Raw genomic sequence first — 23,957 nt, 5'->3', positions numbered from 1 at the left:
TTGACGACCGTGACCACCGAGCAGCACGCCGAGGACCCGAACGCCTACGACTTCCGTCGTATCCAGGAGAAGTGGCAGCCCCGCTGGGAAGAGCTCGGGCTCTTCACCACCGACCTCGACGACACCCGTCCGCGCAAGTACATCCTCGAGATGTTCCCGTACCCGTCCGGCGACCTCCACATGGGGCACGCCGAGAACTGGGCGCTCGGCGACTTCGTGGCGCGCTACTGGCGTCAGCAGGGCTTCAACGTCCTGCATCCCATCGGCTGGGACTCGTTCGGCCTGCCCGCCGAGAACGCCGCGATCAAGCGCGGGGTGGACCCGAAGGACTGGACCTACGCGAACATCGCGCAGCAGAAGGCGTCCTTCAAGCGCTACGCGCCGTCGTTCGACTGGAGCACCGAGATCCACACCTCGGATCCCGAGTACTACAAGTGGAACCAGTGGCTGTTCCTGAAGATGTACGAGAAGGGCCTGGCGTACCGCAAGGACAGCTGGGTCAACTGGGACCCGGTGGACCAGACCGTGCTCGCGAACGAGCAGGTCCTGCCGGACGGCACCTCGGACCGCTCCGGCGCCGTCGTCGTCAAGAAGAAGCTCACGCAGTGGTACTTCAAGATCACGGAGTACGCCGACCGCCTGCTCGACGACCTCAACCAGCTCGAGGGCCGGTGGCCCGCCAAGGTCATCGCGCAGCAGCGGAACTGGATCGGTCGCTCGGTCGGTGCCGACGTCGACTTCGTCATCGAGGGCCGGGACGAGCCCGTCACGGTCTTCACGACGCGACCCGACACCATCCACGGCGTGACGTTCCTGGTCGTCGCGCCGGACTCCGACCTGGCGGCCGAGCTCGTCTCGTCTGCTCCGGACGACGTCCGGGCTGCGTTCGATTCGTACCTCGTCGCCACCCAGAAGACCTCGGAGATCGACCGGCAGAACGCCGACCGGCCGAAGACCGGTGTGCCGCTCGGCCGCTTCGCGATCCACCCGCTCACGGGTGAGCGCCTGCCGATCTGGGCCGCCGACTACGTGCTCGCCGACTACGGGCACGGCGCGGTCATGGCCGTCCCGGCGCACGACCAGCGCGACCTCGACTTCGCGCGGGCGTTCGACCTGCCGGTGAAGGTCGTCGTCGACACCAACGCCGCCGTCACCGGTGCGATCCCGGTGATCACCGAGGACACCGAGCTGCCCGACCGCAACCCGGCCACGACGGGCGAGGCCCTGACGGGGCAGGGTCGGATGATCAACTCCGGGCCGCTCGACGGCATGTCGAAGCAGCACGCGATCACCGCTGCGATCTCGCTGCTCGAGGAGCGCGGGACCGGTCGCGCCGCCAAGACCTACCGCCTGCGCGACTGGCTCATCTCGCGCCAGCGCTTCTGGGGCACGCCGATCCCGATCATCCACGGTGCCGACGGCAGCGAGCACCCCGTCCCGCTCGACCAGCTGCCGGTGCGACTGCCCGACACCGAGGGGCTCGACCTCAAGCCGAAGGGCACCTCGCCGCTCGGCGGCGCGACCGACTGGGTCAACGTGCCGAACCCGGTCGACGGGACGCCCGCGCTCCGTGACACCGACACGATGGACACCTTCGTCGACTCGTCGTGGTACTTCCTGCGCTTCCTGGCGGCGAACGACGACACCCAGGCGTTCGACCCCGCGATCGCCCGCAAGTGGGCGCCGGTCGACCAGTACATCGGCGGGATCGAGCACGCCATCCTGCACCTGCTGTACGCACGCTTCGTCACCAAGGTGCTGTTCGACCTCGGCTACCTCGACTTCACCGAGCCGTTCTCGGCGCTGCTCAACCAGGGCATGGTGCTGTCCGGCGGCTCGAAGATGTCGAAGTCCAAGGGTGGCGTCTCGCTCGGGGACGAGCTCGACGCGAACGGCGTCGACGCGATCCGTCTGGTGATGGGCTTCGCCGGGCCGCCGGAGGACGACATCAACTGGGAGGACGTCTCCCCGTCCGCCTCGGCGCGCTTCCTGGCTCGCGCCTACCGGCTGGCGACCGACGTCACGTCGACTCCGGACGTCGTCTGGGCCGAGGGTGACCGCGCCCTGCGCCAGGTGACGCACCGGTTCCTGGCCGATGCCCCCGGCCTGATGGAGTCGTTCAAGTTCAACGTCGTGATCGCGCGGCTCATGGACCTGGTGAACGTGACCCGCAAGGCGATCGACAGCGGCCCCGGTGCCGCCGACCCCGCCGTGCGCGAAGCGGTCGAGACGGTCACGCTCGGCCTCGCCGTGTTCGCGCCGTACACCGGCGAGGAGATGTGGGAGCAGCTCGGGTACGAGGCCACCGTCGCGCTGCACGGCTGGCGGAAGGCCGACCCGACGCTGCTCGTGCAGGAGACCCTGACGGCCGTCGTGCAGGTCAACGGCAAGGTGCGCGACTCGTTCGAGGTGTCGAAGTCGATCGAGCCGTCGGAGCTCGAGGCACTCGCGCGGAACTCGGCGAACGTGCAGCGCTACATCGGTGACCGCGAGATCGTGAAGGTCATCGTGCGGGCGCCGAAGCTCGTGAACATCGCGATCAAGGGGTAGTCGGAGGGCGTCGACGGCCGTCCACAGGGCGGGCGTCTCGCTGTCCACAGGGTGGGCGGCCGGCGCGCCTGTCCACAGACCAGCACTCCGGAGCCCGGCCGATCGGCCGGGCTCCGTAGCGTTCGGGGCATGTCGTCGCCCTCGTCGCCCTCGTCGCCGGAGCCCCGGTCACCGCACGGCGCGCCGTCGTCGGGACGCGTGCCGTGGTCACGTCTGGCGCTGTCGCCGCGGGCCGCGGTGGTGCTGGCCGGGGTCGTCGTGGCGGTCGCGCTCGTGGTGGTCCTGGCCGGGTCGCTGTTCGGGCGCGGTGGTGCCGGTGCGGGCGGGGTCGTGGTCAACGGGGCTCCGACCGTGTCGCCGACCGCCGGTGCGCCGGACGCCGGTGCGTCGGCCGCAGGCCCGGCAGCCGGTGAGGGGACGGCCACCACGGGCACGGCGCGTGTCGTGGTGCACGTGCTCGGGGCGGTCGAGCGCGACGGTGTGGTGCGCCTGCCGCCGTCGAGCCGGGTCACCGACGCGATCGAGCGGGCCGGCGGGGCGACGGCGGACGCCGACCTCGCCCGGTTGAACCTGGCCCGGGTGCTGACCGACGGGGAGCGGTTGTACGTGCCGCGGGTGGGCGAGGACGAGGTCCCGTCGGCGCTCGATCCGGTGGACGGTGGCGCGGCCGCAGCGACCGGGGGCGGCGGGAGCGCGGACGACGGCGCGGGTGCGGGGGGAGCCGGCGGTGCCGCCGTCGTCGACCTGAACAGTGCCGACCAGGCCGCGCTCGAGACCCTGCCCGGCATCGGTCCGGGGTTGGCCGGCCGGATCCTGGCCTGGCGCGACGAACACGGTCGGTTCACCGCGGTCGAGGACCTGCTCGACGTCAGCGGCATCGGCGACGTCCGGTTCGCCGAGCTCCGCGACCGTGTGCGGGTGTGAGCGGTGCCGGTCACGATGCCCGTACCCGTGCAGCTGCGGCCCAGCGCGGCGGACCTGCGGGTGGCGGCGCCGGTCGCGACGGCCTGGATCGCCACGGCCGTGCTCGTCGGGGGACCGGGAGCGGCTCCCGTCGTCGCTGCCGTGGCCGCCGTGCTGGCCGGAGGGAGCGCGCTCGTGGCCGGCCGTCGTCGGCGGATGGCTTCGGCCTGCGCCGGCCCGGTGCTCCTCGCAGCAGGGCTGACCGCGCTGCTGGCGGTCTCGGTCACCGTGGGGGAGACCCGCCGTGCACCGGAGCCGCTCCGGGCTCTCGCCTCCGGCTCGGGTGCCGTCCCGTTCGACGCGGTCCTGTCGCGCGACCTGGGCCCGGGTGACCGATCCGTGGTCGCGACGCTCGAGCGCGCCGACACCCTGGGCGCGCTCCGGGCACCGGTCCGGCTCGTGCCGACGGGTGACGACCACGACAGGGTGCTGGCCGCTGGCACGCGGGTGACCGGTACCGGGACCCTCGAACCCGACGCCCCCGGAGCCGCGACCGCGTTCGTGCTCTTCGTCCGGGGTGCGCCGACCACTGAGCCTCCCGGCGGACTGCTCGGAGCGACCGACGCCGCTCGCCAGGCCTTCGTCCGCGCGACGGCCGGTCTGCCCGAGCCGGGGGCCGCGCTCCTCCGCGGCCTGGCGATCGGTGACCGCTCCGGCCTCGACCCGGAGACCGAGGCGGCCATGGAGACCTCGGCGCTGACCCACCTGACCGCGGTGTCCGGGTCGAACTGCGCCGTGGTGGTCGGCCTGGTGGTGGTGGTCGGGCGGCTCTGCGGTGCTCCCCGTGGCATCCGGGCGGCGTCGGCCGTCGCCGTCCTGCTCGCCTTCGTGGTGCTCGTCCGGCCCGACCCGTCGATCGTCCGGGCCACGGTGATGGCGGTCGTCGTGCTGGTCGTGCACCTGTCCGGCCGCCCCGTGCGCGGTGTGCCGCTCGTCGCACTGGCCGCGATCGGCATGCTCGTGGTGGACCCCTGGTTCGCGCGATCGTTCGGGTTCGCGCTGTCCGTGCTCGCCACGTCCGGCATCGTGGTGCTCGGACCACCGCTCACAACGCTGTTCGCCCGACGGCTGTGGACCCCGATCGCCGTGTCACTGGCGGTGCCGGTGGCGGCGCAGGTCGCGTGCTGGCCCGTGACGATCCCGCTGTCGGCGGCGCTGCCGACCTACGCGGTGCCGGCGAACCTGCTGGCCGAGCCCCTGGCGCCGATCGTCACCGTCGTCGGCCTCGGTGCGTGTCTGCTCGCACCGGTCTGGCCGTGGGGCGGGTCGGTACTCGCAACCGTCGCCTGGGTGCCCGCATCGGCGGTCGGTGGCATCGCCCACGGCGCCGCAGGACTGCCGTACGCGTCGGCTCCGTGGCCGGTCGGCACGGTCGGCGTGGGCGGCGCGGTGCTCGTCAGCGCGTGCCTCGCGGTCGCCGTGCTGAGCACACCGACGGTCAGGAACCGCCTGCTGCTCGTCGCGGGCGTGGTCGTCGTGGTCGGTGTCGCCGCCGTCGCGGTCCCGGTGCTGGTCGTGCGCGGCACCGTTCCGCGGGACTGGGCGGTCGCTGCGTGCGACGTCGGACAGGGGGACGCCGTGCTGGTCCGCGGCGGCGTGGGCACGGCGTTGATCGACACCGGGGACGACCCGGAGCGCCTGCGCGCCTGCCTCGAGCTGCTGCGGATCAGCCGGATCGACCTGCTCGTCCTCACGCACTTCGATCGCGACCACGTCGGTGCGGTGGACGAGGTCGCGGGCATGGTCGACACGGCACTGGTCGGTCCCGTCGGTCGTGCATCGGACACCCGCGTCGTGCGGGACCTGCAGCGCGGTGGCGTCGACGTCCGGCGGGCCGACGACCGGGTGTCCGGTGTGCTCGGGCCGATCAGCTGGCGCGTCGTGTGGCCGCGTGCGGGCGACCCGGACGCCGGCAACGACGCCAGCATCGTGCTCGTGACCGAACCACCGCCGGGCGACGGCTGCTCCACGTGCCTGTCCGGGGTGTTCCTCGGCGACCTGGGCGAGACCGCGCAGCGTCGACTCCGTTCCGGTGGTGGGCTGCCCGCCGGCCCGCTCGACGTCGTGAAGGTCTCGCACCACGGTTCGGCGGACCAGGACCCACTGCTGTACCGACAGCTCGCGGCCCGTGTCGGACTCGTCGGCGTCGGCGCGGACAACACGTACGGCCACCCGACACGGTCGGCGCTGTCGATGCTCGCGTCGGCGGGGACCGCGGCGTACCGGACCGACGAACTCGGCACCGTCGTGGTCGGTCGGACGGGCGCGGACGACCTGCGGGTGTGGACGGAGCGCACGCCGTCGGCGGCCGCCCGTAGGATCGTCGGAGCACTCGTCGCACCGGCACCGTCCGGGGCGGCACCACCGGAAGGACCGCATGCCCGCCAAGAAGCCCGCGCGCGCCGCAGCGAAGATCGACCAGGTGCCCTGGTCGGGGATCCGACCGGCTCCCGTCGTGCTCGTGACCGGACCCGAGGCGTTCCTGGCGGACCGGGCCAGCAGCGTGCTCAAGGACCTGCTCGTGGGCGAGGACCCGGCGCTCGAGGTGCACGACCTCGAAGCCGACCAGTACGCCCCCGGCCTGCTCGCGACGCTCGCGAGCCCCTCGCTGTTCGGCGAGCCGCGACTCGTGCGGGTCACCAACGTCGAGAAGTGCACCGACGCCTTCATCACCGAGACCATCTCGTACCTGCAGGCTCCAGCCGACGACGTCACCCTGGTGCTCCGGCACGGCGGCGGCGTGCGCGGCAAGAAGCTCCTCGACACGATCCGCAGCGGGGTCGGTGGTGGCGTCGAGGTCCTGTGCGACGAACTCAAGCGCGAGACCGACCGCATCGACTTCGTGAACGCCGAGTTCCGCGCCGCCCGACGCAAGATCGCGCCCTCGGCGGTCCGCACCCTCGTGGTGGCCTTCGCCGACGACCTGGCCGAACTCGCCGCCGCGTGCCGGCAGCTCCTGGCGGACGAGGCGCAGGAGATCACCGACAAGGTCGTCGACAAGTACTACGGCGGTCGCGTCGAGACGAACGCGTTCAAGGTGGCCGACATCGCCCTGGCCGGACGCTCCGCCCCGGCGATCGTCGAGCTGCGGCACGCACTGGCCACCGGCGAAGCGCCCGTGCCGATCGTCGCCGCGTTCGCGAGCAAGATCCGCACGATGGCGAAGGTCAGCGCGTTCCGCGGACCGAGCGGTCAGGCGGCGTCGGCGCTCGGCATGGCGCCGTGGCAGGTGCAGCGCGCGCAGCGTGACGTCGCCGGGTGGTCCGAAGCCGGACTCGCGAACGCGATCACGAGCATCGCCGAGGCGGACACCGCGGTGAAGGGCGGCTCGCGCGACGCGCACTACGCGCTCGAGGTCATGGTCCGCACCATCGCCCGACGCGGCGAGGCGCGCTGAGGCGACCCGCGCCTCCCGGTCGCCGAGCGGTCGTCGCGCGCCCACACCCGCGTACTTGGTGAGCAGAAATGGTCGAGTGCCGACCTGCGACCCGACCATTTCTGCTCACGAAGCGTGCGGCCCGCCGCCGCCATCCCGACGCCCCACGCCCCCCGAAGCCCCCGCACACGACGAAGGCCCCGCACCGAACGGTGCGGGGCCTTCGTGCAGCACTCAGGAGATCAGAGCGATGCAACCTTCTTCGCGATGGCCGACTTGCGGTTCGCGGCCTGGTTGCGGTGGATGACACCCTTGCTCACGGCCTTGTCGAGCTTCTTCGACGCGGTGGCCAGAGCGGCAACGGCCTTGTCCTTGTCGCCAGCGGCAACGGCCTCGTTGGTGTGACGGATGAACGTCTTGAGCTCCGACTTGTAGGCCTTGTTGCGCTCGGTGGCCTTGAGGTTGGTCTTGATGCGCTTGATCTGCGACTTGATGTTCGCCATGTGTAGCTCCTGCTTCGTCTCGTACGGGTGGGCGCGACCGCGGGGTAGAGGGGCCCTCGGTCGCATCGCGTTCCACCCGTGGGCGGGGAACGCGCAAGCCAGCCACCAACATTACCAGGCGAACGGCCCGCCACCAAAGCACGAAACACCGCCGGATCGGCGTGATCTCGCGGCAACATGCACCGGATACGGTGACGGACATGCCATCCCTCGCACCTCGGATCGACACCGTGCCCGCCTCCGGCATCCGGAGGGTCTTCGAGCAGGCAGCGCTGCTGCAGTCCGCCGGGACCGCGGTCACGATGCTCGTGATCGGCGAACCGGACGTCCCGGTGGCACCGCACATCGGCGACGCCGCCCGTCGCGCCTGGACCGAGGACCGCACGGACTACACGCCGAACGGCGGCATCGCACCCCTGCGCGAGGCGGTCCGCGACAAGCTCCGCCGCGAGAACCGCATCGACGCCGACCTCGAACAGATCTGGATGACGATCGGCGCGACCCAGGCGCTGTTCCAGGCGATGACGCTGACGCTGAGCCCCGGCGACGAGGTCCTGGTGCCGGACCCGGGTTACACGACCTTCACGATGAACGCGCACATCCTCGGGGCCACGCCGGTGCCGTACCGGCTCGAGCCGCAGCACGGGTTCGAACCCGACCTCGAGGCGCTCGAGGCGAGCATCACCGAGCGGACCCGCGTGCTCGTGGTGAACTCCCCGTCGAACCCGCTCGGCGCGGTGTTCGGCGAGGACACCCTCCGCGCGCTCCTGGCCGTCGCGAAGCGCCACGACCTCTGGGTGATCAGCGACGAGGTCTACGAGTACTTCACCTACGGCACCCGCCACGTCAGCCTGGCCGCGCTCGACGAGGACGACCGGGTCTTCTCCGCGTTCTCGCTCAGCAAGACGTACGCCATGACGGGTGTCCGTGTCGGGTACCTCGTCACCCCGAAGGGCCTCGGGCCGACGATGCGCACGACGCAGGAGGCGATGATCAGCTGCGTCGCCGAACCGGACCAGTACGCGGCACTGGCGGCGATCGTGGGGGACCACTCCGCGGTGCGCGACGCCCGGGAGCACTACCGCGCGAACCTCGAGGTCGCGAAGCAGGTGCTGGACGCCGCCGGCATCCGGTACCTCGACCCGCGTGGCGCGTTCTACCTGTGGATCGACGTGTCGCACGCCTCGGACGGCGACGTCGCGGCGTGGGCGCTCGGCCTCCTGCAGCGCGAGGCCGTCGCGGTCGCGCCGGGCAGCGCCTTCGGCCGCTCCGGTGAGGGCTGGATCCGCGTCTGCCTCGCGGCCACGCCGGACGACCTCCGCCGTGGCCTCGGCGCGCTGCCGGCTCCGGCGCACGCAGGCGTCTGACGCTCGGAGCGTGCGGACGGGAGGCCCGCCTCGCGTCCGCCACGCATCGCACCGTGCGAGGTCTGGTCGCGTTCCGTGCCCGGTTCCGGATTCCGTGCGAGGTCCCGCCCCTCGCACGGAATCTGGAACACCGCACGACGGAACGGCGTCGCACGGTGCGACGCACGCACGAACTCGCACCGACCTCGCATCGACCTCGCACCGTGCGAGCCGCGCTGCGCGACGCCGGCACGCAAGCGTGGGAGACTGTTGCGACCGTCCGACCCACCTGAGGAACCGTGAGCCCACAAGCATCCGCTCCGCTCGAGCCCGCCGCGACCCCGGCCGGCGCGATCCGCAACTTCTGCATCATCGCGCACATCGACCACGGCAAGTCCACGCTGGCCGACCGCATGCTGCAGATGACCGGCGTCGTCGAGGAGCGCGCGATGCGCGCGCAGTACCTCGACCGCATGGACATCGAGCGCGAGCGCGGCATCACGATCAAGTCGCAGGCCGTCCGCATGCCGTGGGAACTCGACGGTGAGACCTTCGCGCTCAACATGATCGACACCCCCGGGCACGTCGACTTCTCGTACGAGGTCTCCCGTTCCCTGGCGGCGTGCGAGGGCGCGATCCTGCTCGTCGACGCCGCCCAGGGCATCGAGGCACAGACGCTGGCCAACCTGTACCTGGCGCTCGAGAACGACCTCGAGATCATCCCGGTGCTCAACAAGATCGACCTGCCGGCAGCGGAACCCGAGAAGTACGCAGCCGAGCTCGCGCAGCTCATCGGCGGCAAGCCCGAGGACGTCCTGCGCGTCTCAGGCAAGACCGGTGTCGGCGTGCCCGAGCTCCTCGACCTGGTGGTCCGCCGCGTGCCGGCCCCCGTCGGCGACGTCGAGGCCGCGCCCCGCGCGATGATCTTCGACTCGGTCTACGACAGCTACCGCGGCGTCGTGACGTACATCCGGATGATCGACGGCTCGATCAAGCCGCGCGAGAAGGTCCAGATGATGTCGACGAAGTCGACGCACGAGATCCTCGAGATCGGGGTGTCGAGCCCCGAGCCGATCCCGACGAAGGGGCTCTCCGTCGGCGAGGTCGGGTACCTCATCACCGGCGTCAAGGACGTCCGCCAGTCCAAGGTCGGCGACACGGTCACGAGCGCGCAGAAGCCCGCGACCGACGCCCTGCCCGGCTACACGGACCCGAAGCCGATGGTGTTCTCGGGCCTGTACCCGATCGACGGGTCGGACTACCCCGACCTGCGTGACGCGCTCGACAAGCTCAAGCTCTCCGACGCGGCACTGGTGTACGAACCCGAGACGTCGGTGGCGCTCGGCTTCGGCTTCCGCTGCGGGTTCCTCGGGCTGCTCCACCTCGAGATCATCACCGAGCGGCTCTCGCGCGAGTTCGGACTCGACCTCATCACGACCGCGCCCAGCGTGATCTACGAGGTCACGAACGAGGACAACTCCGTGACCGAGGTCACGAACCCGTCCGAGTTCCCCGGCGGCCGCATCGTCGAGGTCCGCGAACCCATGGTCCGCGCAGCGATCCTCGCCCCGAAGGACTACGTCGGCGCGATCATGGAGCTGTGCCAGTTGCGCCGCGGCTCCCTGCTCGGCATGGAGTACCTCGGCGAGGACCGCGTCGAGATCCGCTACGAGATGCCCCTCGGCGAGATCGTGTTCGACTTCTTCGACCAGCTGAAGAGCAAGACGCAGGGCTACGCCTCGCTCGACTACGAGCCCATCGGCGACCAGGCGGCCGACCTCGTCAAGGTCGACATCCTGCTGCAGGGCGACCAGGTCGACGCGTTCAGCGCGATCGTGCACCGCGACAAGGCGTACGCCTACGGCACCCTGATGACCGAGCGGCTGCGCAAGCTCATCCCGCGCCAGCAGTTCGAGGTGCCGATCCAGGCCGCCATCGGTGCCCGCATCATCGCCCGCGAGAGCATCCGTGCGATGCGCAAAGACGTCCTGGCGAAGTGCTACGGCGGTGACATCACCCGCAAGCGCAAGCTCCTCGAGAAGCAGAAGGAGGGCAAGAAGCGCATGAAGACCATCGGTCGGGTCGAGGTCCCGCAGGAGGCCTTCATCGCCGCGCTGTCCGGCGACGTCGAGGAAAAGAAGAAGTAGCGCCGAGAAGAAGAAGGAGCGACCGGGTCAACGGGCCCGTGCGGCCCGCGCCCGCAGCACGGCCAGGCAGAGGGCCGGGAGGCTCGCAGCGGCCAGTCCCGCCAGTGCGGTCCGCAGGATGACCAGCCCGGCGGCCGCACCGAAGTCGGTCTGCTGGGTCGCCGCGACGCCGGACACCACGGCCCCGAGGGCCAGGACGACCGTCACGGCGCCGATCCACTGCGTCATCCGCGTGGCCCGGTGCCGCCGGACCGCGGACACGAGGGTGGCCCCGAACAGCAGGACCCCCGCTCCGGCGCAGCACGCACCGACCGCCGCGATCGCGTTCGCGGTGTCGAAGGCGTCCCACTGTGCCGGTGGCACCGCGACGTAGCGTGCGGACGAGCCGATGCCGGTGGTCGTCGCGTCGACCAGGACACGCGCGAGCGCGGCGGCGCCGAAGGCGACGAACGTGAGCGCGGCGAGGGTCGCGGTCCGACGGTCGACGGACCGCCAGGGCGCGGGGGTGGAGCGGGGCACGCTGCAACGATAGGGGCGTGGCGGCCGCGGGTCGGGCCTCCAGTTCGGGGTGCACGTGAACCGGACGACCACTCGGTTCGATCCGACGGGGCAGGCCCAAGTAGGCTGGCGGCATGAGCATCCGCGGGAGCTACCGGACCGCCCTGACCTACGGCGCGGTGGGGGCGACCCAGGCGTCGGACCTCATGACGTACCCGCCCGAGGGGTTCACCCCCAGTGAGTCGCGTGCGCGGATCGGGCACGGCGACCAGCGGTTCGAGACCGCGGTGACGCAGGCCCTGACGTGGCAGATCCAGGAGCGCAGCGGGATCCGCGTGCGTGTCGAGGAACAGCCCGACGACGACGAGGTCCGGTACAACCCGGTGACCTTCGACGACGACGGCGTCCCGATCGCGCCGGCCTCGATCGGCACCCCACGCGTCGAGAAGTTCGCGCCGGACGGCACTCCGCTGGTGACCGCGGGCACCTCGGCGACCCTCACGATGCACGCCTTCGGGCGGACCGTGCAGGCGCCGGTTCGGGTCGTGTCGATCATCGACGAGCACGACCGCAAGGGCTTCGCGTACGGCACGCTCGAGGGGCACCCGCTGTCCGGCGAGGAATCGTTCGTCGTCGAACGCACGCCCGACGGCTCCGTGTGGTTGCAGATCCGGCAGTTCTCGCAGCCGTCGAGCCGGAAGTGGCAGTTCGTCGCGCCGCTGCTGCGTCGGCAGCAGAAGGTGATGGCGGAGCAGTACCTGGCGGCGCTGCGGGGCGACTAGCGGCCCGGGCGCGGGCGTGCGTGTGCGCGCTTGGGCGTGTGCGTGCCCGTTCGTGCGCGTGCCCGTCGGCGCGCGTGTGCGCGTGGTCAGCGCAACGGCGGCAGCGCCGCGATGGCGTCCTCGATCAGGCCGGCGTCGACCCGGCAGTCCCGCGCGACCGTGACCGCGTTCGTCGCCCGCAGGGCCTCGACGTCGAACACCCCGGTGGCGACCGCCAAGAAGGGGATGCCGGCGGCGTCCGCGGCCTCGCCGTCACGCGGGGTGTCGCCGACGATCACGGCCCGGGTGCCGGCGAGTTCCGCCGCCGCACGGGTGGTGACGTCGGCTCGCTCGACCTCGGTGTCGCCGAAGTAGGAGTGGTCCCAGTCGAACAGGCCATCGTCGAACCCGGCGCCGGCCAGCTTGACGCGGGCGCGGTACTCCGAGTTGCCGGTGAGCAGGCCGTTCCGCCACCCGATCTCCGCGAACCGGGTGAGCAGCGCGGTGGCGCCGGGGACGGGCGAGCGGTGGTCACCCGAGGCGTGCCGCTCGGCGGTGAGGTCGCGCAGGTGGCCGCTCACCGTCGGGATGATGGTGTCGTCGAACGCGTGGGCACGGACGTGCTCGGCGATGAGCCCGGCGTCCGTCCGACCGTGCTGGTGTCCGACGCGCAGGGTGAGGTCGCGGCCGACCGCCCGCTCGAGCGCGAGGTGGTAGAGGTTGCCCGGGGACGACGCGTTCATCACGAGGGTGCCGTCGATGTCCCACAGGACCGTGGTGGGGACGGGATGGTGCTCCATGACTCCCATCATGACGGAGAATGGAGCCCATGCCGAGTGCTCTCCCGATCGCCGATCCAGCCCCCGCGGACGGCCTGATCACGCCGTGGGCGGCGGCGGGGTCCGACGGTGCTCCCGCTGCCGGCGACGTCCCCTTCGGCGTGTACGTGCACGTGCCGTTCTGCCGCGTGCGCTGCGGGTACTGCGACTTCAACACCTACACGGCGTCCGAGCTCCGCGGCGTCCGTCGCGACGACTACGCCGGGCACGCCGTGCGGGAGATCGAGTGGGCCGCGACCGTGCTCGACCGCTCCGGCGTGCCGCGTCGGCCGGTGTCGACGGTCTTCTTCGGCGGCGGGACCCCGACCATGTTGCCGGCGTCCGACCTGGCGATGATCCTGCGGGCCATCGACGACACGTGGGGGATCCTGCCCGGCGCCGAGGTCACGACCGAGGCGAACCCGGACTCGGTCGACGCGTCGTCGTTGCAGACCCTGCGCGAGGGCGGCTTCAACCGGATCAGCTACGGCATGCAGTCCGCGGTGCCGCACGTGCTCGCGACGCTGGACCGCACCCACGACCCGCTGCGCGTGCCCGTGGTCGTCGACCTCGCGAAGCAGCAGGGCCTCGACGTTTCGCTCGACCTCATCTACTCGACGCCGGGGGAGTCCCTCGCCGACTGGCGGACGTCGCTCGACGCCGCGATCGCCTGCGAGCCCGACCACGTGTCGGCGTACTCGCTCATCGTCGAGGACGGCACCGCGATGGGCCGCATGGTGGCCCGCGGCGAGCTCCCCGCCCCCGACGACGACCTGGCCGCCGACATGTACGAGCTCGCCGACCAGGTGCTCGGGGACGCCGGCTACTCCTGGTACGAGGTGTCGAACTGGGCGCGCGGTGACGCGCACGCGAGTCGCCACAACCTGTCCTACTGGAAGGGCCACGACTGGTGGGGCGTCGGCCCCGGCGCGCACTCCGCCGTCGCCGGCACGCGCTGGTGGAACGTCAAGCACCCGGCCGCGTACGCGAACCGGGTGCTGTCCGGCGATTCGCCGGCCGCCGGCCGCGAGACCATCGACGACGAGACCCGGTACGTCGAGCGGCTGCTCCTCGCCGCCCGCGTCCGCGGGGAGCTCGCGACGAGCGAGATCCGCCAGGAGGCCCGTGGCCGGGTCGCGGGACTCATCGCACGGGGTCTCGTGGACGGGTCGGCCGCGGTGCGGGGACGGATCGACCTGACCCTGCAGGGCCGCCTGCTCGCCGACGCGGTGGTGCGGGAACTGCTCGACTGACCGGCGTCCGCCGGTCGCCTGCCGGCCCTACTGCTTGATGAACTCGATCGACAGGGGGTAGCGGTAGAACTGGCCCTGGTTCGCCGCGACGGCCGCCATGATGCCGAAGACGATCGTCAGGACGGCCACGATCGGGAGCAGCAGGGCTCCAATGAACACCACGGTCAGGATGCCGCACGCGACGTAGGCGATCGCCACGGTGATGTGGAAGTTCAGCGCGACCCGGGTGTGCTCGCGGATGAAGCCACCGCGGTCCCGGAGCACCAGGTACGCCACGAGCGGGGCGATGAAGTTGAAGAAGATCCCGCCGATGTGCGTGAGCGTTGCCCAGAGGCGCTGGTCCTCCGGGCTCATCGGCTGCGGCGGGGTGTACCCGCTCGGGTACTGGGGCCCGTTCGGGTTCTGCGGGCCACCGGGCTGCTGTCCGTAGGTCATGCCGGAAGCGTATCGGGGGTGCAGTCACGCGGGCGTAGGATCAGCAGTCGACACGTCCGAGTGCCAGATCGACCAGGAAGGAGCGCTCGTGGTCAGTGAACGCAGCCTCGAGGTCCTGAAGGCGATCGTGCGCGACTACGTGGCGTCCCGCGAACCGGTCGGCTCGAAGACGATCGTCGAGCGGCACGCCTTCGGTGTCAGTGCCGCCACGATCCGCAACGACATGGCCCTGCTCGAGGACGAGCAGCTCATCGTCGCCCCGCACACCTCGTCCGGTCGCGTGCCGACCGACAAGGGCTACCGCCTCTTCGTCGACCACCTGGCCGCGGCCCGGCCGCTGACGAGCGCCCAGCGGCACGCCATCGAGACCTTCCTCGGCGCCCCGAACGACCTCGACGAGGTCCTCGGCCGCACCGTGCGCCTGCTCAGCCAGCTCACGAACCAGGTCGCCCTGGTGCAGTACCCGTCGATGGTGCGCGCCCGGGTGCAGCACGTCGAACTCGTGCGACTCGGCGACGCCCGGCTGATGGTGGTGCTCATCACCGACACCGCCCGGGTCGAGCAGCGCGTCGTCGAGACCGACGTCGCGCTCGACGAGCCGCTGCTGACCGAACTCCGCACCGTGCTGAACGGTGCGGCCGTGGGGCTCCTGCTGCAGGACGTGCCCACCGCGCTCCGTGCGGTGCCGCAACAGCTCCGCCCCGAGGCCCAGACCCTCGGCGGGGTCGTCGTGGCGACCCTCATCGAGCAGGTCGCGGCGAACCGACAGGACCGCCTGCTGATGGCCGGCGCCGCGAACCTGGCGAAGAGCGAGCAGGACTTCTCCGGCGGCCTCTTCCCGGTGCTCGAAGCGATCGAGGAACAAGTCACCCTGCTCCGGTTGTTCGGGGAGATGCAGGTGGACGACATCGCGGTGGCGGCCAGCATCGGCGTCGAGAACGCCGAGTACGGGCTCGACGCGACGAGCATCGTCGCCGGCGGGTACCTCGCCGGTGGCGGCGAGGTGGCACGCCTGGGCGTCCTCGGACCGACCCGGATGGACTACGGCACGAACATGGCGGCCGTCCGGGCCGTCGCACGGTACCTGTCCAAGCTCCTGGGCGAACACTGATCGACTGCAACACCGACCGACCGACCGAACACAACCGACTGAGGGATACGTGGCAGACCACTACGACGTCCTCGGCGTCCAGCGAGACGCCTCCGATGCCGACATCAAGAAGGCCTACCGCCGCCTGGCGCGTGAGCTCCACCCGGACGTGAACCCGGCCCCCGAGGCCGCCGAGCGGTTCAAGGACGTCACGCACGCGTACGACGTCCTGAGCGACCCCGAGCAGCGGCGCCGGTACGACGCCGGGCCACAGGCCGACAGCCCCTTCGGTGGCGGCGCCGGCGGGTTCAGCGACATCTTCGACGCCTTCTTCGGCGGCGGTGGCGGCGGTGGCCGGGGCAGCGGTCCCCGCAGCCGTGCCGAGCGGGGGCAGGACGCCCTGCTCCGCATCGACGTCGACCTCGACGAGGTCGTCTTCGGGACCCACAAGGACGTCGAGGTCGACACCGCCGTCCTGTGCGAGACCTGTCACGGGTCGTGCTGCGCACCCGGCACGAGCCCGCGCACCTGCGACATCTGCGGCGGCTCCGGCAGCATCCAGCGCCAGGTCCGCTCGCTCCTGGGCAACGTCGTGACGAGCGCCCCGTGCGGCACCTGCCGCGGCTACGGCACCGTCATCCCGAGCCCCTGCCCGACCTGCCAGGGTCAGGGCCGCGTCCGCGCCCGTCGCACGGTTCCGGTCGACGTCCCGGCCGGCGTCGACTCGGGCCTGCGCCTGCAGATGCCCGGCCAGGGCGAGGTCGGCCCCGCTGGCGGCCCCTCCGGCGACCTGTACCTGGAGATCCGGGTGCGGCACGACGACGTCTTCAGCCGCGACGGCGACGACCTGCTCGCCACGCTCGAGGTCGCGATGACCGATGCCGTGCTCGGCACCACCACGACGATCGACGGACTCGACGGGCCCGTCGAGCTCGAGATCCGTCCCGGGGTGCAGAGCGCCGACGTCCTGGTCATCAAGGACCGCGGCATCACGAAGCTGCGCGGGAGCGGCCGCGGCGACCTCCGGGTCGGCGTGCAGGTCGTCACCCCGACGAAGCTGTCGCACAAGGAGCGGCAGCTGGTCGAGCAGCTCGCGAAGTCGCACAAGGCCTCGGCGCCGCAGCTCGCCCGGTTCCAGCAGGGCATGTTCGGCAAGCTCCGCGACCGCTTCTTCAACTTCTGATGGCATCGCTCTACGTCGTGGAGTCGCTCGACGGGGTCGCCGTCGGTGGCTCCGTGACGCTCGACGGGGCAGAGGGGCGGCACGCCGTGACCGTCTCGCGCGTGCGGGTCGGTGAGACGCTGCGGCTCTCGGACGGACGGGGGACCGTCGTGTCCGGTGCGGTGGACTCCGTCGACCGCGATTCGCTGGTGTTGTCCGTCGCGTCGCTGTCCGTCGATCCGCTGCCGGTCCCGTCGCTGACGCTCGTGCAGGCCCTCGCCAAGGGCGGCCGCGACGAGATGGCGGTGCAGGCGTCGACGGAGATCGGCGTGGACCGGATCGTGCCGTGGTCGGCCGCGCGCAGCGTCTCCCGGTGGGAGGGTCCGAAGGTCGAGAAGGGCCGATCGCGCTGGACGGCCATCGCACACGAGGCCGCGAAGCAGGCGATCCGGTCACGGGTGCCCGAGGTCGGGCCGCTCGTCACGACGGCGCAGCTCGTGCCCGCGCTCGGTGCCGGTGCCGCGGTGCTCGTGCTCGACCCCACCGCGACCGTGCGGCTCGCGACCTGGGAACAGCCGGCGGACCTCGACGAGATCGCACTCGTGGTGGGGCCGGAGGGTGGCATCGACGGCTCCGAGCTCGACCGGCTCGAGGCCGCGGGAGCGATCAGGGTCCGGCTCGGCGACAGCGTGCTGCGGACCTCGACCGCCGGTCCCGCGGCACTCGCGATCCTGCAGGCCGGACTCGGTCGCTGGTGAGGGAAGGCCCGAGGTCGGTCCCGCGTTCTACGATGGAGTCATGAGCACCAGCACGCCCAGCGTCTTCACCAAGATCATCGCGCGCGAGATCCCGGCGACCGTCGTCGCCGAGGACGACCGTGTGATCGCGATCGAGGACATCGCCCCGAAGGCACCCGTCCACGTGCTGGTCATCCCCAAGACCGAGCAGTACGCGAACGTCGCCCAACTCGCGGCCGGTGACCCCGACCTCCTCGCCCACCTGGTCGCCACCGCGCAGCGCATCGCCGACGAGCGCGCCGGCGGCCAGTTCCGTCTCGTCTTCAACACCGGCGAAGCCGCCGGTCAGACCGTGTTCCACGTGCACGCGCACGTACTCGCAGGTGAACTGCAGGAAGGCACCCTTGCCGGCTAACGAACCAGCACAGCCCACCACCGACGACGACCAGGTCGTCTCCGTCGCCCTCCAGGTCGACGGCATCGCCATGGTCCAGCTGCTCGGTCCCCAGGACCGGCTCCTGAAGACCGTCGAACGGCAGTACCCGGGCGTCAAGGTCGTCGTCCGCGGCAACGAGGTCACGCTCACCGGACCTGAACGCGAGGTCGCGCGGGCGAAGGCGCTCGTCGACGAACTCGTCGGCATGGTCAAGCGCGGGCAGGACATCGGCCCCTCGGACATCCCGATGTCGGCGCGCATCCTCGATGACGACCGCAAGCCGTCCGACACCTTCGGCACGCCGATCGTGTCGAGCCGCGGCAAGTCCGTCCGGCCGAAGACCGACGGGCAGCGCGCGTACGTCGACGCCATCGACGAACACACCATCACGTTCGGGATCGGTCCCGCCGGCACCGGCAAGACCTACCTGGCGATGGCGAAGGCCGTGCAGGCCCTGCAGCGGCGCGAGGTCACCCGCATCATCCTGACCCGTCCAGCGGTCGAGGCCGGCGAGCGGCTCGGGTTCCTGCCGGGCACGCTCACCGACAAGATCGACCCGTACCTGCGGCCGCTCTACGACGCCCTGAACGAGATGATGGACCCCGAGCTGGTCCCGAAGCTGCTCGCTGCGGGCACGGTCGAGGTCGCGCCGCTCGCGTACATGCGCGGCCGGACGCTCAACGACTCGTTCGTCGTCCTCGACGAGGCGCAGAACACGACCCCCGAGCAGATGAAGATGTTCCTGACCCGTCTCGGGTTCGGCTCGAAGATGGTCGTCACGGGTGACATCACCCAGGTCGACCTGCCGGGCAACGTGTCCGGGCTCCGGCTCGTGACGCGCATCCTCGAGACGGTCGAGGACATCCACTTCGCCCGGCTCGGCAGCGAGGACGTCGTGCGGCACACGCTCGTCGGCCGCATCGTCGACGCCTACACCGTCTACGACGAGGAACGCCTCGCCGAGCAGGCCGGTCACCGTCCCGGTGGCCGTGGCACCGCGCCGGTCGGCAACCCCGACGGCGCCAACCGTGCCGAGCGCCGGGGGCGGCCGCCGCAGGACCGTCAGCGACCCCCGTACCCCCAGAACGACGCCCGAGGAGGCAACCGGTGAGCATCGAGCTCAACAACGAGTCCGGGGTCGAGGTGGACGAGGCCGCGATCCAGCGCCTCGCCGCGTTCGCCCTCGATGCGATGCACGTGCACGCGGACGCCGAACTCGCCATCGTCCTGGTCGACGAGGGCGCGATGGAGCAGCTGCACGTGCGGTGGATGGACGAGCCCGGCCCGACCGACGTCCTGAGCTTCCCGATGGACGAACTCCGACCGGGTACCGAGGACGACCCCACGCCCGCCGGACTGCTCGGTGACATCGTGCTCTGCCCGCAGGTGGCCGAGGAACAGGCGAAGACCGCCGGGCACTCGAGCACCGACGAGATGCTGCTGCTCACCTGCCACGGCATCCTGCACCTGCTCGGGTTCGACCACGCCGAGCCGGACGAGAAGGCCGAGATGTTCGGGCTGCAGGGCGAGATCCTGACGGCCTTCGCGGCCCAGCGCCGGGGTCGGTAGCCGATGCTCGTCGTCGTCGGGCTGCTCGCGGTGGCGCTCGGGCTCGTCGTGCTCGGCGGACTCCTCGCCGCGAGCGACGCCGCGCTCTCCGTGGTGTCCCGTGCCGACCTCGACGAGATCGCCCGCGGCAACAAGCGGCGTCGTGCGCTCGAGGCGATCGCGGACGACGTCGGTGCGCACGTCAACGCCCTCAACTTCTTCCGCGTCCTCGCCGAGACCGCCGCGGCCGTGCTCGTCACGATCGCCCTGGTGCGGGCGTTCGACAGCTGGTGGGTGGCGCTCATCGTCTCCGCCGCGATCATGACGGCCGTGTCGTTCGTGCTCGTCGGGTCGAGTCCGCGCAGCGTCGGACGGGCGCACGCCGAGCGACTGCTGGCGTCCACCGGCGGCCTGGTCCGTGCCGTCCGGATCGTGCTCGGTCCGCTCGCCGGCCTGCTCGTCCGCATCGGTGACCGCGTGACCCCGGGCCGTGGCCGGAGTGCCTCGACGGTGTCGAGCGAAGAACAACTGCTGTCGCTCGTCGACGAGGCCACCGAGAGCAACGTGCTCGAGGACGAGGACCGCGAGCTCATCCACTCGGTCTTCGAGTTCAGCGACACCCTCGTGCGCGAGGTGATGGTGCCGCGCACCGACATGCTCACCGTCGACGGCTCGGACACGCTCGCCGCCAGCATGGAGCAGTTCCTGGCCGCCGGGGTGTCCCGCATGCCCGTCACCGGGAAGGACAGCGACGACGTGCTCGGTGTGCTGTACCTGCGCGACGTGTCGCGGGCGCTGTACGAGCGTCCGGGGTCGGGCAGCGAGCGGGTCACGCGCCTGCTGCGTCCGGCCGAGTTCGTGCCGGAGTCGAAGGCCGCCGACGACACCCTGCGGCACATGCAGGTCGCGAAGAACCACCTGGTCCTGGTCGTCGACGAGTACGGCGGCGTCGCCGGTCTCGTCACGATGGAGGACCTCATCGAAGAACTCGTCGGGGACATCTCCGACGAGTACGACCGCGCCGTGGTCGACCGGGTCGAGGTCGAACCCGGCGTCTGGCGGATCTCCGCCCGACTGCCCGTCGACGAGCTCGGCGACCTGTTCGGGATCGAGCTCGACGACGACGACGTCGACACCGCGGGCGGCCTGCTCACGAAGGAGCTCGGCCACCTGGCGATCTCCGGCGACACCGTCACGGTGTCCGGCGTCGTCCTGACGGCCGACCGGGTCGAGGGCAAGCGCCGCCACCTCATCACCGTGCTCGCCGAGCGCACCGATGCCCTCGCGGGTGTCGAGGACGCCTTCGACGACGCCACCACCACGACGGGAACCACGCACGCATGACCGACTCCGACTCCACCCCCACCGCCTCGGGCACGCCCTACCGTGCGGGCTTCGTCTCGTTCGTCGGGCGCCCGAACGTCGGCAAGTCGACGCTGACGAACGCGCTGGTGGGCCAGAAGGTCGCGATCACCTCGTCGAAGCCGCAGACCACCCGCCGTGCGATCCGCGGCATCGTGCACCGTCCCGACGGCCAGGTCATCATCGTCGACACTCCGGGCGTGCACCGTCCGCGCACCCTGCTCGGCGAGCGGCTCAACGACCTCGTGCAGTCCACGCTCGGCGACGTCGACGTCATCGGGTTCTGCGTCCCCGCCAACGAGCCGATCGGCCCGGGCGACCGCTTCATCAACGACACCCTCGACCAGTACCCGCGAGCCAAGAAGGTCGCGATCGTCACGAAGATCGACCGCACCTCGAAGGACAAGGTCGGGGAGCAGCTGCTGGCCGTCTCGAGGCTCCGTGACTGGGACTCGATCATCCCGACGTCGGGCACGAAGGGTCTGCAGCTCGAGGACCTCCTCGGTGAGATCACCTCGCTGCTGCCGGAGTCGCCCCAGCTCTACGACTCGTCCGCCGTGACCGAGGAGACGGACGAGGAACGCATCAGCGAACTCATCCGCGAAGCCGCGCTCGAGGGAGTCCGCGACGAACTGCCGCACTCGCTCGCCGTCGTGATCGAGGACATCGTCGAGCCCGACGAGGACGACGACGCCGACGGCCCCCTGCGCATCTTCGCGAACCTGTTCGTCGAGCGCGACAGCCAGAAGGCGATCGTCATCGGCCACAAGGGCGAGCGCCTGAAGGACGTCGGCTCCCGTGCCCGCGTCGAGATCGAGTCGCTGCTCGGCGGTCGGCACGTGTACCTCAACATCCGCGTGAAGGTCGCCAAGGAGTGGCAGCGTGACCCGAAGCAGCTCGGACGCCTCGGGTTCTGAGCTCCCGGCGCCGGGTGTCATCCACGCGAGGGACGCGCCGGTGACCCGAGCGCCGTACCGTGGACGCGTGTTCCGTCCCATGCTGCGCGCGCAGGTCATCACCGACGTCGTCATCGCCGTGGTGCTCGGCTCGCTCGTGCTGATCACCTCGGCCCGGGGGATGGACACCCCGCTCGCGGTCGTCACCGTCGTCGGCATGACCGCCGCGCTGGCGCTCCGACGGCTGTCACCGGGACTCGCCCTGGCGGTCGCGTGGGTGTTCGCGGTCTTCGAGATGCTGACGGGCCAGATGCCCGACCTGTCGAACGTGTTCATCGCGGCGGTGCTCTACACGACGAGTGCCTACGGCAGCCGACGGGTCCGGTTGGCGGGACTCGTCTCGGCCATCGTCGGGTCCGTCACCGCGGCGCTCTACATCGGCGTCGACGACTACCGGAACCGCCTGACGATCGAGACCGCCTCGACCCCGTTCCAGGAGTCGCTGCAGGTCACGGTCTCGTACTTCGCCGTCGTCCTGCTCCTCCTGCTGCTGCCGTGGTTGGCGGGCCTCGTCCTGCGCACCCGCCGGTCGGCGAGCATGAGCCGCGAGGCCCAGCTGCTCGCCGAGCGCGACGCCGCCCGCGCCGACCGCGCCGTCGCCGTCGAACAGGAACGTGTGCGGATCGCCCGCGACATGCACGACATCGTCGCGCACTCGCTCGCGGTCGTCATCGCCCAGGCGGACGGTGCCCGCTACGCGCTGAAGGCCGACCCCGCCGTCGCCGACCAGGCGCTCGGCACCATCTCGACGACCGCCCGCCGTGCGCTCGGCGACGTCCGCGAGCTCCTGGGCGCGCTGCGGCACGAGCAGGGGACCGTCCCGACACCCGAGATCGACGACATCGACCGGCTCATCGGCGAGATGCGGCAGGTCGGCCTCGACGTCCGGGTCGAGCGCGAGGGCGACCCTGCCGGTCTCCCCACCACGACGCAGCTCGCGGTGTACCGGATCGTCCAGGAGAGCCTGACGAACGCGTACAAGCACGGTGAACCGGGGACCCCGGTGCACGCATCGCTGACCTACCGCCCGGACACCGTCGAGATCGCGGTCGTGAATCGCCGCGCGGACGACGGCACGCGGGGTCCCGGCACCGGCCACGGCCTCGTCGGGATGCGCGAGCGTGCGACCATGACCGGCGGCACGATGACCGCAGGGGTTCGCGGTCCGGACTTCGAGGTCTCGGTCCGGATGCCCGCGGTCCCCGCCAGCGGACAGATGCCCCGCGGCCGTGTCACCCCGACCGCCGGCCCGACCGCCAGCCCGACCGAGCAGGAGCGCACCGCCCGATGACCACCACCCCGCCGGCCGACGGCCGGATCCGCGTCGCCCTCGTCGACGACCAGGCACTCTTCCGCACGGGCATCCGGATGCTCATCGACTCCCAGCCCGACCTGCAGTTCGTGGGCGAGGCGGGCGACGGCGCCGAGGGTGTCGAACTCGTCCGCCGCGCCCGCCCGGACGTCGTCCTGATGGACGTCCGCATGCCCGTGATGGACGGCATCACGGCGACCTCGCACATCGTCGAGCAGGCCGGGACCGACGGCGCCAAGGTGCTCGTCCTGACCACGTTCGACTTCGACGAGGCCGCGGCGAAGGCCATCCGCGCCGGCGCGAGCGGCTTCGTGCTGAAGGACGCCGACCCGGAGTTCCTGCTCGCCGCCGTGCGGACCGTGCACGCCGGCACCGCGGTCTTCGCGGCCTCGGCGACGCGCGAGCTCCTGCGTCGGTACGACGACTCGGTCGAGCAGGCCGCGACCGTGCCGGCGACGTTCGACGACCTCACACCGCGTGAGCGCGAGATCTTCGACCTGGCGGCCCGCGGCTTCAGCAACAGTGAGATCGCTCAGCACGAGTACGTCAGCGAGGCGACCGTGAAGACCCACATCTCGCGGGTCCTGACGAAGCTCGGACTCCGCGACCGTGTGCGCCTCGTCGTGTTCGCGCACGAGCACGGGCTGGTGAGCAAGGCCGACTGACGGACGTCATCCGATCGGATGACCCGTCCACAGGAAGTC

21 protein-coding genes and 1 pseudogene are annotated in these 23,957 nt (G+C 71.4%); 18 read left to right on the top strand and 4 right to left on the bottom strand.

The window, feature by feature from the left end:
* Window positions 1-9: 9 nt before the first annotated feature.
* The 4 genes and pseudogenes from leuS (at window position 10) to holA (ending at window position 6,910) form a co-directional block, all read left to right on the top strand.
* Window positions 10-2,550, top strand: a complete 2,541-nt coding sequence (leuS, locus tag EDF63_RS10280; RefSeq protein WP_123312913.1) for a leucine--tRNA ligase — start codon at window positions 10-12, stop codon at window positions 2,548-2,550.
* 129 nt (window positions 2,551-2,679) lie between these two features.
* Window positions 2,680-3,474, top strand: a complete 795-nt coding sequence (locus EDF63_RS10275; RefSeq protein WP_123312912.1) for a ComEA family DNA-binding protein — start codon at window positions 2,680-2,682, stop codon at window positions 3,472-3,474.
* Between the two features lie 15 nt (window positions 3,475-3,489).
* Window positions 3,490-5,544 (top strand): annotated as a pseudogene (locus tag EDF63_RS19115) (ComEC/Rec2 family competence protein); the annotation flags it as partial.
* Window positions 5,545-5,890: 346 nt separating this feature from the next.
* Window positions 5,891-6,910, top strand: coding sequence for a DNA polymerase III subunit delta (holA, locus tag EDF63_RS10265; RefSeq protein ID WP_123312911.1), 1,020 nt, complete (start codon window positions 5,891-5,893; stop codon window positions 6,908-6,910).
* 221 nt (window positions 6,911-7,131) lie between these two features.
* Here the strand turns inward: holA and rpsT are convergent, their stop codons facing one another.
* Entirely contained in the window at window positions 7,132-7,392 is a 261-nt protein-coding gene (gene rpsT / locus EDF63_RS10260; RefSeq protein ID WP_123312910.1) for a 30S ribosomal protein S20, read from the bottom strand.
* Between the two features lie 200 nt (window positions 7,393-7,592).
* Between rpsT and EDF63_RS10255 the strand changes: the two genes are divergently transcribed.
* Both EDF63_RS10255 and lepA read left to right on the top strand, forming a co-directional pair.
* A complete protein-coding gene (locus EDF63_RS10255) occupies window positions 7,593-8,759 on the top strand; it encodes a pyridoxal phosphate-dependent aminotransferase (RefSeq protein WP_123312909.1) in 1,167 nt (388 codons plus the stop codon).
* Window positions 8,760-9,037: 278 nt separating this feature from the next.
* Window positions 9,038-10,885: a translation elongation factor 4 gene (gene lepA, locus EDF63_RS10250; RefSeq protein ID WP_123312908.1), complete on the top strand. Its 1,848-nt coding sequence runs from the start codon at window positions 9,038-9,040 to the stop codon at window positions 10,883-10,885.
* 27 nt (window positions 10,886-10,912) lie between these two features.
* On the opposite strand, the gene EDF63_RS10245 is transcribed toward lepA, so the two are convergent.
* Entirely contained in the window at window positions 10,913-11,404 is a 492-nt protein-coding gene (locus EDF63_RS10245) for a hypothetical protein (RefSeq protein ID WP_123312907.1), read from the bottom strand.
* Window positions 11,405-11,517: 113 nt separating this feature from the next.
* Here EDF63_RS10245 and EDF63_RS10240 point away from each other — a divergent pair, with 113 nt between their 5' ends.
* The gene (locus EDF63_RS10240; RefSeq protein ID WP_123312906.1) at window positions 11,518-12,165 is read left to right on the top strand and encodes a DUF1990 family protein; all 648 of its coding nucleotides are present in this window, start codon (window positions 11,518-11,520) and stop codon (window positions 12,163-12,165) included.
* Between the two features lie 86 nt (window positions 12,166-12,251).
* Here the strand turns inward: EDF63_RS10240 and EDF63_RS10235 are convergent, their stop codons facing one another.
* Window positions 12,252-12,944, bottom strand: a complete 693-nt coding sequence (locus EDF63_RS10235; RefSeq protein ID WP_185021366.1) for an HAD family hydrolase — start codon at window positions 12,942-12,944, stop codon at window positions 12,252-12,254.
* A 29-nt stretch (window positions 12,945-12,973) separates the two neighbouring features.
* Between EDF63_RS10235 and hemW the strand changes: the two genes are divergently transcribed.
* Entirely contained in the window at window positions 12,974-14,215 is a 1,242-nt protein-coding gene (hemW, locus tag EDF63_RS10230) for a radical SAM family heme chaperone HemW (protein ID WP_123312904.1), read from the top strand.
* A gap of 27 nt (window positions 14,216-14,242) precedes the next feature.
* Here the strand turns inward: hemW and EDF63_RS10225 are convergent, their stop codons facing one another.
* Window positions 14,243-14,650, bottom strand: coding sequence for a DUF4870 domain-containing protein (locus tag EDF63_RS10225; RefSeq protein WP_311316884.1), 408 nt, complete (start codon window positions 14,648-14,650; stop codon window positions 14,243-14,245).
* A gap of 88 nt (window positions 14,651-14,738) precedes the next feature.
* Here EDF63_RS10225 and hrcA point away from each other — a divergent pair, with 88 nt between their 5' ends.
* The 10 genes from hrcA to EDF63_RS10175 all read left to right on the top strand — a co-directional run bounded on the left by hrcA (window position 14,739) and on the right by EDF63_RS10175 (window position 23,918).
* Entirely contained in the window at window positions 14,739-15,761 is a 1,023-nt protein-coding gene (gene hrcA / locus EDF63_RS10220) for a heat-inducible transcriptional repressor HrcA (RefSeq protein WP_123312903.1), read from the top strand.
* Window positions 15,762-15,810: 49 nt separating this feature from the next.
* Window positions 15,811-16,923: a molecular chaperone DnaJ gene (gene dnaJ, locus EDF63_RS10215; protein ID WP_123312902.1), complete on the top strand. Its 1,113-nt coding sequence runs from the start codon at window positions 15,811-15,813 to the stop codon at window positions 16,921-16,923.
* On the top strand, window positions 16,923-17,660 hold the full coding sequence (locus EDF63_RS10210) for a 16S rRNA (uracil(1498)-N(3))-methyltransferase (protein ID WP_123312901.1): 738 nt from the start codon (window positions 16,923-16,925) through the stop codon (window positions 17,658-17,660). The genes dnaJ and EDF63_RS10210 overlap by 1 nt, the downstream gene beginning before the upstream one ends.
* Before the next feature lie 40 nt (window positions 17,661-17,700).
* A complete protein-coding gene (locus tag EDF63_RS10205; protein WP_123312900.1) occupies window positions 17,701-18,054 on the top strand; it encodes a histidine triad nucleotide-binding protein in 354 nt (117 codons plus the stop codon).
* A gap of 70 nt (window positions 18,055-18,124) precedes the next feature.
* Window positions 18,125-19,186 carry a PhoH family protein gene (locus tag EDF63_RS10200; RefSeq protein WP_228510585.1) on the top strand — a complete coding sequence of 354 codons (1,062 nt, stop codon included), beginning with the start codon at window positions 18,125-18,127 and terminating at the stop codon, window positions 19,184-19,186.
* The gene (gene ybeY, locus EDF63_RS10195) at window positions 19,183-19,644 is read left to right on the top strand and encodes an rRNA maturation RNase YbeY (RefSeq protein ID WP_123312898.1); all 462 of its coding nucleotides are present in this window, start codon (window positions 19,183-19,185) and stop codon (window positions 19,642-19,644) included. The genes EDF63_RS10200 and ybeY overlap by 4 nt, the downstream gene beginning before the upstream one ends.
* 3 nt (window positions 19,645-19,647) lie before the next feature.
* Entirely contained in the window at window positions 19,648-20,967 is a 1,320-nt protein-coding gene (locus tag EDF63_RS10190) for a hemolysin family protein (protein WP_123312897.1), read from the top strand.
* Complete coding sequence (gene era, locus EDF63_RS10185; RefSeq protein WP_123312896.1) at window positions 20,964-21,902, top strand: GTPase Era; 939 nt, start codon at window positions 20,964-20,966, stop codon at window positions 21,900-21,902. Before EDF63_RS10190 ends, era begins: the two co-directional genes overlap by 4 nt.
* 67 nt (window positions 21,903-21,969) lie before the next feature.
* On the top strand, window positions 21,970-23,232 hold the full coding sequence (locus EDF63_RS10180) for a sensor histidine kinase (RefSeq protein WP_260233048.1): 1,263 nt from the start codon (window positions 21,970-21,972) through the stop codon (window positions 23,230-23,232).
* Complete coding sequence (locus EDF63_RS10175) at window positions 23,229-23,918, top strand: response regulator transcription factor (protein ID WP_123312895.1); 690 nt, start codon at window positions 23,229-23,231, stop codon at window positions 23,916-23,918. The genes EDF63_RS10180 and EDF63_RS10175 overlap by 4 nt, the downstream gene beginning before the upstream one ends.
* Window positions 23,919-23,957: the final 39 nt, after the last annotated feature.

The sequence above is a fragment of the Curtobacterium sp. JUb34 genome (genome assembly GCF_003755065.1).
Taxonomy (GTDB): Bacteria; Actinomycetota; Actinomycetes; order Actinomycetales; family Microbacteriaceae; genus Curtobacterium.
The sequence above is the reverse complement of the archived record's forward strand: the minus strand, read 5'-3'. Positions and strand labels throughout refer to the sequence as shown.